This is a genomic window from Caballeronia sp. LjRoot29, assembly GCF_964252755.1.
Classification (GTDB): domain Bacteria; phylum Pseudomonadota; class Gammaproteobacteria; order Burkholderiales; family Burkholderiaceae; genus Caballeronia.
Window position 1 is genome coordinate 19,179 of the sequence record NZ_CAXUPU020000058.1, and the last position, 10,791, is coordinate 29,969.

The window sequence follows — 10,791 nt, forward strand, 5'->3', positions numbered from 1 at the left end:
CGGCGGCTTGCCGGGCCGCCGCGAACCGCGACGCAACGCTGCTTGCTTAATGCTCAACTTGCCATCGCAGCACAGGAGACGTCGCACCGGATGGGATCGCCCACGTTCCGTTCGGACTGAAATTCCAGCTCGAACCGAAGCTGGCCGGAACGCTCATTTGCGCGGTCGTCAAACCATTGGCGGCGGGTATTTGCGTGCCGTTGACGACGCCCGGAGCGTTACGCGTGTTGGCTGTGTTCCAGAACACGTTATTCGCGATGGTGCCCGTGTTCTCTGCGGCAATCCCGCCGTACGATGCGAGCGGAGGACCCGCCACGCCCCGTGTGGAAGCCGAGTAGGACTCTTCAACTAATCCTGCGTTGGTCCCGACCAGACCACCCGCCTCGGTTGAGGTTCCAATCGATGCGGTCGCGTAAGACTGGTTGATGACACCCGTCGACGAGTTCGACCCAACCAAACCGCCCTGCAAACCATGGCTTCCGCCGCTTACGCTGCCAGTAGCGTACGACTGCAGGACCAGTCCGTTGTTGATGCCGACAAGACCGCCGGATACGCCCTGGGTACCGACTGACGCGCTGCTCCAGGAGCGCTCGATCGTGCCGCTATTCTGACCTGCCACTCCACCGGCGCTGCCCGATCCAAAGCTTCCGGAGCTTGCCAGCCCGCTGCTGTACGAGTTCGTGATCAGACCAAGATTGTCGCCCGCGATGAGGCCGACGCTTGCGAATAGACCGCTGCCGGATGCATTGGTGACGCCCACGTTGCGTACTACCCCCGTGGTCCCTATTGTCGAGAACAAGCCAATGGCCCCGGTGAACGACGTCGAATTCGTCGCCGCATAAGCAAGACTGTCGATCGTGTGGCCCATCCCGTCGAACTGGCCGGTAAACGGTGTAGCTGGCGTGTTGCCGATAGGGTTGAAAGCGACGTTCGGATCAGCCTGGATATTCTTGCCAAGTGCGTAAATGCCTGCGAGGTTCTGCGACACCTTGTTCAGGTCGGCGAGCGTGTTCACGAGTTGATAGGCCGTGACCTGCGTCAGCAGTCCGCTAAACGGAGCAGCACTCCACGTGCGATTGGTTCGAATGGTGCCGGGTTGCCAGCTACCGTTCATGTCATAGAGCGCAGAGACGATGCCCGTGCTCTTCGACCAGTCGATCGTGCCCGCGTTGATGACGCTGCCGCCGTTGTCGATTCCGGTGGCATCCGCACGCAACGTCAGATTGCCGCTTCCTGAATTGGCGACGGTGACATGCTGCCCGACGCTGACCGTGTGATAGCCATTCAGCGCAAGCGACGCGGCGCCATTCCAATTCAGGCTGGACGATACGGTCAGGTTGCCGCTAGTGCGGCCGGCGCCCGTTGTCGTCACGGCAACTGACGTTCCACGCGACAGGTTCTGCGAGAGTGCATTAGCAGTCGCCGCGTCGATCGTGAAGGTGGGCGCGCTGAGATTCCACTGTGCCGCATCGACCGTCGCGCCCTGGACATTCACCGTCTTGCCGCTCATGTCGACCGTGCCGCCGCTGCCGGCTGCATTCGCTGCATCGACGGTACCTTGGGCGTTGACGTTGCCGGTGTTTGCGACCAGCCAGACATGGCCGTCGCGCGTGGCGGTGCCGGTCGCGCGTATCACGCTGTGCTGTCCGGCAAGCGCGTACACGTTGCCGTCCGCAGCCTGCAGGTTGATCTGCGCAGCCCGGATCGTGCCTGAGTTGAGCACTTGCCCGGCGCTGCCGGCTTGCACGAACACCTGCGGACCGGAAGACGAATCCTGCAGCAGGACCTGGCTACCGGCCGCAAGCTCGGCGGTTCCCTTCGCCGCCGTCACACTGCCCTGGTTGGAGACGGTCGTGCGCGAGATCAGGAAGACATCGCCGCCGGTAGAGCTGATCGCGCCGAGGTTGACGACAGTGCCCCTACCATTACCGCTGAGTGTGAGCGATCCACCGTTCATGAACGCGCTGTTGGATACGCCGAGCGTCGAAGCAACAAAGCGGCCGCCTGTCGTAATGACGCCGGTCGACCCCACCAGCACGCCCTGCGGATTGATCAGATACACGCTGCCGGTCCCGCTCAGCAGCCCGTTAATTGACGAAAGGCTGTTACCGGTGACCACGTTTAGCGTCGCGCCCGAGCCGTTGTTGATCGTGACGTGTTGCCCCGCGCCAATCGAAAACGAATTCCAGTCAATCACGCCGCGCGCGCTTGTCTGCGAGATGTTGAGCCCGGAACTGCCGCTGGTGATCTTGCCGTTGCCTGCAACGAACTGGCCGCCTTGCGGAAGCACGCCAGCCGCTTGCGTTAAAGGCATCCAGAAAGAGGCCGCGATGGGTAAAAGCAGTATGACGACGGGACGCCGATGCGACATGTCTTCCTCCAGGGCACAAAGACCGCTTTGGCTACGGGAATTCCCGGCATACAAAAGAAAAGCCTGACACAACCGTTCGAGATATCAGGTTATTCAATGCCGGGAAAATATCAAGCGATGGAATGTGGTGAATCAATATCGACCGAGCCAAATCCATTATAAAAACATTTCGGCGAAATTAAGATGAATATGTCTTCAGAACAATGGAAATTAAGTGGTCTACCGCACTGTTGAGCGGCCAATATCGGCTCCATATGGTTTTGACCATAACTTGACGGCTGGCGCGATAGCATTCAACCCTTTTTATTTCTTCTATCTGTTGTTAACCCGAATAAATGAGGAGAGAGGCTTAAAGGCAGTTGCGGCGGCGAGAGGTTTCGGCCGGTGGGAATGGCTTCAAGTCGTGTCTGCGGGTAAGTCAGGCGGATATCGGGAACTTATCTCATCGATGAAATCCGGAGTATCCCTGATAGCTAATCCCCCGATTATGAGCTCGGAGTTCGAAACGAATACATCTTCCGTTTTTACATTCAATGGATGAAGAACAGTCGTTACTGCACCGTCCCGGGAATCGCCGAGGCTGCTTTGTTTAAGTTAATGTGATTTCAACGGCGGGTGTTTCAAGTTTGCCGGACGGTGTTTGCTTCCGCTTCAGCGGGCGGGATATAGCCGAACGGTTCCATCAGCCGATGATTGCCGGGTATCCGGACAAGTGATCCTTCGATTTGGCGAAAGTATGACTTCGGTACTTTCAAATTTTCGAAAATGACCTGCCGACGTAATCTGTGTGCTCCATAGCGGTCGCCAAGCCGCTGATCGAACGGAGCCCGTCATGCCTTTCATCAACGTCAAAATCGCCGGACCCACACTCGCACCCGAACAAATCGGCCGACTCCAGCGCGGCCTGACGGACATCGTATTCGAAGCACTTCGGAAGGAGCGCGAATTGACATCCGTGCTGATCGAACAGGTGCCCGCGAGCAGATGGTCGATCGCGGGCGCCGTCGCACCCGTGCTGGCACATGTCACGGCCAGCGTCGCTGCGGGCAGCAATACCGTCGAGGAAAGGGCGCGATTTATCGCTGAAACGCATCGGCTTTTGAAGCTGATCCTGGGCGGCGGCTTGCCCATGGCGACCTACGTCATCGTCGATGAACCCCCGGACGACTCATGGGGTTACGACGGCATCACTCATCTGCAGCGCGCGAAATCGGCACATCACAGCGCCGCATGAACCTGCTGGAAAACTTGTTTATATCGATAGGAGATTGTCATGCCCCTCGTCCGGATTTCGGTACTCAAAGGAAAGTCGCCCGCGCAGTTGCGCGCAATTGCCGACGGCATTCATCAAGCGCTCGTGGACACTTACAACGTTCCCGTTAAAGACCGCTTCCAGCTTATTGAACAGCGAGAGCCGGGCGAGATCATTTACGACAAGGACTATCTCGGCATCGAGCGCACGGACGATCTGGTGTTCGTCCATGTTATCGCCGGGCGTTGGCGCGACACCGCGGCAAAGCAGGCGCTTTACGCTGGAATCGTACAACGGCTGTCGGCCGATCCGGGTATGCGCCCCGAGGACGTGCAGGTCGTCATCTCGTCCAACGACAAGGATGACTGGTCCTTCGGCAACGGCGTTGCGTCCTACATCCCGGACACGAAATCAGCTTGAATGGGGCCAATCAATCCGCGAGCCTGTGAATCGCGTGAAAGGAGCAAGACCATGTTTATCATGCAATATCAAATCACCCTGCCTGCCGACTACGACATGCGAATCATCCGTAGCCGTGTTGCCAACAAGGGAGCATCTTTCGATACGTTCACCGGGCTTGGCCTCAAATGCTTCCTCATTCGTGAGAAGGGGAAATTTGGCGCCCAGGCCAATCAATACTCGCCGGTTTACCTGTGGCCGCAAGTCGACGCGATGTGGGGCTTTCTCGCCGGTCCCGCCTTCGGCGGAATCAAGGAATCGTTTGGCGTGCCGCTGGTCGAGACCTGGCCTTGTTTGGCTTTTGCCCGAACGGAAAGGCTAGACCATCCAACGGCTATCGCATCGGTTACGCGTGAAGAAGAGACCTTGCCTCCGGACACGGATCTTGTCGAGCTGCGCAGGCGGGAAGTGAAACTTGCATCGGATTTGGTCAACAGCACGAAAGGTCTGCTCGCGCGTGCGGTTGGTCTTGATCCACGTAGCTGGCATCTCGTTCGATTCGACTATTGGGAGCGGCCGCAATCTGACTTGCCCGCCGGCCTTCACAGCTACGAGGTCCTCCATGTTTCGGCTCCCGCTTTCGGTGAACTGACGGATCACGCGCGCGCCTGACCGGGGAGGAATGCATCGGCTAAGCGTCGCCTTCGCGCCATGCCTAAGTAAGGCTCGCTCGGGCGGTAAAGCGCTGAATGCTCCTCTTGATCAAGGCATCGACCGCATAGGGCCCCGATCCTCCCATGACAAGAGCCGCGAGACACGCCAGATACAGCAGGTCCGTTTCATAGCCGGGCGGCCCGAACTGTGGTCCCGCCGCAGTCACCGCCATCAGCTTGATCGATGTGAAGCCGAAGGGCAGGTGAACGGTGAGGATTGCGACAAGCAAGACAACCGCCATGGGTATGCTGGCAAGCGGCACGAGCGCGCCAAGGAGGATGGCGAGACCGCCCAGGAGTTCGATCATGATGGTCGCCCATGCCATAAAGTGCGGAGCGGGAACGCCGAGTGCCTGAAGGATCATGGCGAAGACCTCGGGATGCTTGACGATCTTTGCGTAGCCGTGAGCGATGAAGCCGTATCCGACTATCAATCGCAGGGGAATGGGTGCCCAACGGGCGAGCGATGCAGCGAGTGGAGAATCAGATGAAGTCAGCGAGCGGAAAAAGTTCGAAATCGTTTCCATACGAAAATCCTTACCGGTAAAAACATAAGCGACGCCACCGTCAGGAAGTTCCTGCGGAAAGCGGCATGCCTCTGTTGATTCGTTCGTACGGACGAGTTGGTTACAGTGGACTCAAAATTTTTTATGACAACGTTTTGGAATTAAGAATTGCAGCGATTGACGCCTTGCTGGAAATGAAAAGGTAGTCAGGATTCCTTTGCGTTTGAAACGGCCGCGATTACGGCGATCGACCGGCGTAAGAGAAGTGGCAACTTCGAAGGTGACGGTGCCGCAGTGACGGGAGTGCGGAGAGAACCGCCTTGACCCCGACCGGGATCGGACAGAATAATGCTTCTGAAAATCCTGGATTTTTAATGTATTCCATCGGAGTAGTCGAATCATGGCCGTTCGCACGAATCTCGATATGGACGTTCTGCGTACCTTTGTGACCGGCTTCGAACTTGGCAGTTTCGCGCGAGCGGCTGACCGGCTCGGCCGCTCTCAATCGGCCGTGAGCACGCAGTTGCGCAAGCTCGAAGAGCAAATTGGCCAGCCTCTCGTGCAGAAGTCAGGCAGAGGACTTGCGCTGACCACGGCCGGAGAAGGGTTGTTGAGCTACGCGAAGCGCTTGCTGGAGCTCAATGACGAGGCCGTGGACACTATCCGTGGCTCGGGTCTTGAAGGTTGGGTTCGACTTGGATTGCCCCAAGACTTCGCAGATACGTTTTTGCCGGCTGTTCTAGGACGCTTCTCCAGGGCGCACCCCAATGTCAGAGTGGAGGTCCAAGTCGACCGAAGCGTGCCGCTGGTCGAGAAGACAATCAAAGGCGACTTGGACATGGCGCTCGTCTGGGGAGACGGCAGTGCGCCTCACGCTCAACGGTTAGCCGACCTTTCGATATCCTGGATCGGACGTCCTGATTGGGGCGGCCTTCAAAGCCTCGGACAGGAGCCGCTACCCTTGGTTGCGTTCGAGCCACCCTGTTCATTTCGCACCGCTGGCATCGCGGCGCTCGACGAGGCCGGCATTCCCTGGCGGCTCGTCTTCACCACGCCTAGTCTCTCAGGTCTTTGGGCGGCAGTCGAAGCAGGACTTGGCATCACATTGCGCACGACGATCAATATGCCGAAAACGCTCGCTGCCCTCGTTCCTGTAGCGACGGGTTTGCCGGCACTTCCTGCAATACCGCTGGCGCTTCACCGGGCGGAAGCACAGCCTCATGCGGCGGTGAAAAGACTCACTGACATTGTGCTGGAGGCCATCGATGAGGAAATAAGGTACTCGCATGCTGGCTCACTCCCATCGTGATCGATGCAGCCAGGCGCAGGCACATTCGCCGCTTGATTTGAAGCGAACGTAACGGCGAAGCTGGAGTCATTCGTGCCGACCTCCGTCAATCCCCCGTTCCTGGCTAGCGATGAAAACCGCCAATTGAGCATCGAAAGCACGCGTGTAGGCTGGCCGCGCTTCGCCACGGGCGGCATAGGCTGACAGGTTCGGATATTCGTTTAGCAGACCCGATGCTTTCAATCTGAATAGCACCGACACCATCATCAGGTCGCCTGCGCTGAACGCACCATCGAGCCAGTCGGCGCTGCCGAGGCGGTCGGAAAGCTCGCCCAGCCGGTCACGAATGCGATCCACGACCAAAGGCAAACACTCCTTGTAACAGGTCTTGTTGCCCTCCTAAAACTTGGTGGTCTGGAGATCGAGAATCGGCGGCTCAACGGAGTTGAGCGCGGCAAATCAATGGAGAGGCAGTGGCCGGCCAAACGAAATCATTCGCCATCACTCGCGCGCTCACGGTCGCCTGACCGATTCAACCTTCAAAGCGGTCGATGAATCGATCCTGGCTGTTTAGGCTGCTCATTCCTGAAACACATTTACGGACCGGCTTGTACGAGCAGGCCGTCGATAATGCCGTTAGCGGCAAGATGGATACGCCAGATGGCAGACCCGGAAGCATGTGTAACCTGATATATGTCCCAACCTTGGCTGCCGACACCCAAAAACCGGACAGTTTCAATAGGACCCCATTGCGTCATCTGCTCGGCCATTCTGGACAGTTGCTCGCGCGTAGCTTCTTGTAACCCAGGAGACATTTCGGAGTATCTCGGGTGTCCCGACTGCAAGCTGTCAATGTTCCGGCGCAATGCAGCTTCGCTCCCCGGAGTGGCGGTCTGACTCTTGACCTTCGCAGCGAGAGCTGCCTCGACCTTCTCCGCCTCGGCTGTATCGATTCGTGGAAACGTGCGATTGTGACCGTTCTGATGATGAATTAACGCGGTCACATGTCCTTGATCATCAACCACGAACGTCTGGGTCACTTTGAGGACTTTCATAAAAAACGCCGTATCACTCATGGGGAACTCTTCAATCCATACTTGCCCCGTCACTTTCGACGCCAGATGGTCACCTTCCCGTCGAATGTTCATCACAGCTGTATCAGAAATACTGTACGCGCCAACGTATCGATCCAGAATTTCAGCGGATACCGGCACTTGAGTATGTTCGTTCGAAGCATCGTTCATGATTGGTGGGCTCACTTGTGCGGCCAGAGTAGCCAGCGTGATTGACATACATCCGAGAAGTACTGCAACCAGCAATTTCCGTTTTACAGGCTTCTGCAACATCAGTTTTAGACGCCGCTCCAAAAAAGATCTCGACTCGGACATACCGGCTACTGATCCGATATATCGCGATTGTCTTTCTCCCACCGCAATCAGCGTTTCGCCATAAATGGCAACTTTATATCCAGCCTTCAGGACTCTCACGTCGCAGTCGACCTCAATAGCACACCTGAGTCGTCGCAGCTGCCACCAAAGCGGCAGGTTCCATGGCATGAACGCGATCAGGCAGAGTGCGATCGTAAGGAGAGTCGGGTCATGAGCATCTATGTGCGATCTTTCGTGCGCGATAACGGCAGCCTGTTGCTCCAGGGGCGAATCTAGAAGCCAGGCTGGAAGAACGATCCGTGGACGAAGAAGGCCGACAACCGCGGGACCGACGTCGACCGACAGATACACCGAAACGTCGCAGACAGATACCGTAGTCCACTGCCGTTTGCGCCAGTGCAAATGCGTTGCGGCGATCAGCAAAATCAAAATCATCAACACTGATGCGGCATACCACACGTCTTTCGCATGGAGTTGAACGTGCTGGAACGCCGAGGACCTACCGTCATGGTTCTCGATCCAGATTGCGGGCGATAGATGAGTGGATGTGATCTCATGCAAGGCGATCACATTCTGAGGCACTGACGGCCTCAGCTCTACGGGGATTTCGATTGAAACCGACGTCATAGCCGCCGGAATTGCTAGTGATGCGACGATCGCGAGTAGCCAGAACCATCTGCTGGACGATCGCCGTTGCCGTGCGGAGTGTTCCGCAATAAGTGCGGCTGCAGATAGAACCGCCGATACCGACACCGCATAAATCATCCACGTCAGCATCGCGATTACTCCTCGTCAGGTCTCTCTTTCAGTAGCTCACGCATACGACGTATTTCCTTCGGCGTAAGATTTTTGTCGGCCACCAGCTGCGCAAATAGCAGTTCTGTCGATCCTGCGAATAGCTTGCTAGTGAGGTGCCGCAAAGCGCTTTTTCGGGCCGCTTGCTGCTGAACGGCGGCTGCATAGCGATACCCACGGCCTTCTTCTACGTGAGTTACATAACCCTTGCTTTCCAGCGTGCGAAGGATCGTCAGAACCGTGGTGTAGGCGAGGTCATCGGTAAGTCCGTCACGAACCTCACTCACAATTGAGGGGCCGCGCTCCCATAGTATCTGCATGACGTCGGCTTCCCGGTCAGTCAGCGAGATGTCCAAAATGACTCCTACTAAAGGTTTAGTAGATCGTAGGATCGGAGTGGTGAGCTGTCAACTATTCTTTTAGTTGATGTGATTCGGAGCTTAGCGGCGGAAGCGGAAGCGTTCGGAGTTGCGACCGCTATAATTTTGAACGCGGACGACTTTCATCGTCGATTCTCCCTGACGGGCGCCTTGCAAGATGGGTGAGGAACGCTGCTGTACTTCGAAAGCGGGCGTAAGTTGCGTTCGGTCCGAGGTTCCGAACCACGTCCAGATAAGTCGACCAAGGAAGACAGAATGCGGACAGGAGCTGTCATTCGAATCGACGAGCGTTGAACATCTGAGTGACCGTTCCTCATCGAACAACGGACGCACGGCAAGGGAGGGAATCAACTCTCGGCTAATTTTGGCTATAGTACTTTTAGTCTTAGAAAAGAGACTTATCTCTTAATCGAAGCGGGCACGATCCCGAAATACAAAATGAGCCGTCTACCCAAAAGAGGTTCCCGGTCGCCTCGTCAAAGTGTCAGTGAGGGCGTGAAGGCTTCGTGGAAAAATCCGGAAATTGCTCGCGCGCGTGGCGAACAGCATGCTGCCGAGGTCACTGTAGATGGCATAACTACCCGATACAAGAGCGTGGCCCATGCGGCGCGCACGCTCGGTCTCGACGGCCTGCAGGAAACACGGCACATCCGCTTTCGGGGCGAACTGAAAGAGCGGCATGCTGCGAGCGCGGGCGCGACTCATGTGTGGACGGGGGACGACGGCAAACAGTACATCTTCCGGCTGGTCGACAAGGGCAGGAGTGAAAGTCAGCGCTCTACCAATCACCGTCCGGTCGAAGCAGTCTGGGACGTCTGCGGTCGGCACATAGATTTTTCCCAGCCGGAGGTACCGCCGTCGGTCAAGGAACAGATTTACAGTGAATGCGCAGCGCTCGGCGTTGTGAGAGGCACGGCGGTAACGCAGACATCCTCTTTCATCAAGTTCAAGGGCGACCGGGAAGCTGCCCAAGCTCACGCTCGCAGCTGGCCGTCAAACCAGACTAAAACTGATGAAGCCGAGCGCGATGACAACGATGTCGATGACACCACCTTTGACGATCTGCATGACCGCGGTGAAATCGGCAGCGACAATGCTGAACAGCAGATTCGGACCGTGAAACAGTATAAGCGCCGTGCGGACACCCGGAAGGCCGTGCTCGCGCGCACCGATCGTTGTGAGCGTGATGGGTGCGGTGAAAAGCAGCGCTTTGCAGGCTTTCTAGAAGTCCATCATATCCTCGGGGTCAGGAACGGTGACCGCCCGTGGAACTGTGTAGCCATCTGCCCGAATTGCCATACAGAAGCACACTACAGCCCGGACAAGGAAAACCTTAACCAGAAACTGCTGGACTATGCGTCGCGGTTCAGACGATAAACAGGCAAATTTCGTTTGTTAGTCGCGCTGATGATGCGGCCAGTTGAGCGCACGGCTCTTCCGATTTGATGGTATTGGCGCCAGAAACAAAAGCGTCATCAACCGCCGCATCGTCCAACGCATGGCCTCCCGAAGCCCAAATGCGCACGCGTGAAATGCATTTTATTTTTTCAGCTTGATGCGCCAGCGCGCGGTTTGAGCGCAGGTGCCGGGAGCCGGCAGTCCGGCCACGAGCTGCTGAGAGCGCGTGGAGGCCTACATTTGCGATGAGAGAGGTGCCGTGCGGCTCCGTTCGTTTAGGGTTGTTCGATGCCTGCCATCG

General features: G+C 57.0%; 10 protein-coding genes and 1 pseudogene. 5 read left to right on the forward strand and 6 right to left on the reverse strand.

Annotation, left to right across the window (positions count from 1 at the left end):
* Positions 1-46: 46 nt before the first annotated feature.
* Positions 47-2,371: a beta strand repeat-containing protein gene (locus tag ACSQ83_RS34470; RefSeq protein WP_436231192.1), complete on the reverse strand. Its 2,325-nt coding sequence runs from the start codon at positions 2,369-2,371 to the stop codon at positions 47-49.
* 832 nt (positions 2,372-3,203) lie between these two features.
* Between ACSQ83_RS34470 and ACSQ83_RS34475 the strand changes: the two genes are divergently transcribed.
* From ACSQ83_RS34475 to ACSQ83_RS34485, 3 genes are read left to right on the forward strand one after another with little or no spacing between them, the layout of a single operon-like run.
* On the forward strand, positions 3,204-3,605 hold the full coding sequence (locus ACSQ83_RS34475; protein WP_414951603.1) for a tautomerase family protein: 402 nt from the start codon (positions 3,204-3,206) through the stop codon (positions 3,603-3,605).
* Between the two features lie 39 nt (positions 3,606-3,644).
* Positions 3,645-4,043: a tautomerase family protein gene (locus tag ACSQ83_RS34480; protein WP_436231193.1), complete on the forward strand. Its 399-nt coding sequence runs from the start codon at positions 3,645-3,647 to the stop codon at positions 4,041-4,043.
* A gap of 51 nt (positions 4,044-4,094) precedes the next feature.
* Complete coding sequence (locus ACSQ83_RS34485) at positions 4,095-4,694, forward strand: DUF4865 family protein (protein ID WP_436231194.1); 600 nt, start codon at positions 4,095-4,097, stop codon at positions 4,692-4,694.
* A gap of 43 nt (positions 4,695-4,737) precedes the next feature.
* Here ACSQ83_RS34485 and ACSQ83_RS34490 read toward each other — a convergent pair whose 3' ends face one another.
* A complete protein-coding gene (locus ACSQ83_RS34490; RefSeq protein ID WP_414951609.1) occupies positions 4,738-5,262 on the reverse strand; it encodes a DoxX family protein in 525 nt (174 codons plus the stop codon).
* Positions 5,263-5,641: 379 nt separating this feature from the next.
* Here ACSQ83_RS34490 and ACSQ83_RS34495 point away from each other — a divergent pair, with 379 nt between their 5' ends.
* Positions 5,642-6,550, forward strand: a complete 909-nt coding sequence (locus tag ACSQ83_RS34495) for a LysR substrate-binding domain-containing protein (protein WP_436231195.1) — start codon at positions 5,642-5,644, stop codon at positions 6,548-6,550.
* Positions 6,551-6,616: 66 nt separating this feature from the next.
* Here ACSQ83_RS34495 and ACSQ83_RS34500 read toward each other — a convergent pair.
* The 3 genes and pseudogenes from ACSQ83_RS34500 to ACSQ83_RS34510 form a co-directional block, all read right to left on the reverse strand.
* Positions 6,617-6,988 (reverse strand): annotated as a pseudogene (locus ACSQ83_RS34500) (glutathione S-transferase C-terminal domain-containing protein); the annotation flags it as partial.
* A 137-nt stretch (positions 6,989-7,125) separates the two neighbouring features.
* On the reverse strand, positions 7,126-8,694 hold the full coding sequence (locus ACSQ83_RS34505) for a M56 family metallopeptidase (protein WP_436231196.1): 1,569 nt from the start codon (positions 8,692-8,694) through the stop codon (positions 7,126-7,128).
* Between the two features lie 5 nt (positions 8,695-8,699).
* Positions 8,700-9,068 (reverse strand): BlaI/MecI/CopY family transcriptional regulator, encoded by a 369-nt coding sequence (locus tag ACSQ83_RS34510; protein ID WP_414951613.1) that lies wholly within the window; start codon positions 9,066-9,068, stop codon positions 8,700-8,702.
* Between the two features lie 462 nt (positions 9,069-9,530).
* Here ACSQ83_RS34510 and ACSQ83_RS34515 point away from each other — a divergent pair, with 462 nt between their 5' ends.
* A complete protein-coding gene (locus ACSQ83_RS34515; protein ID WP_436231197.1) occupies positions 9,531-10,469 on the forward strand; it encodes an HNH endonuclease in 939 nt (312 codons plus the stop codon).
* On the opposite strand, the gene ACSQ83_RS34520 is transcribed toward ACSQ83_RS34515, so the two are convergent.
* The coding region (locus ACSQ83_RS34520; protein WP_436231198.1) for a hypothetical protein at positions 10,459-10,791 on the reverse strand (333 nt) is incomplete at its 5' end. The genes ACSQ83_RS34515 and ACSQ83_RS34520 overlap by 11 nt on opposite strands.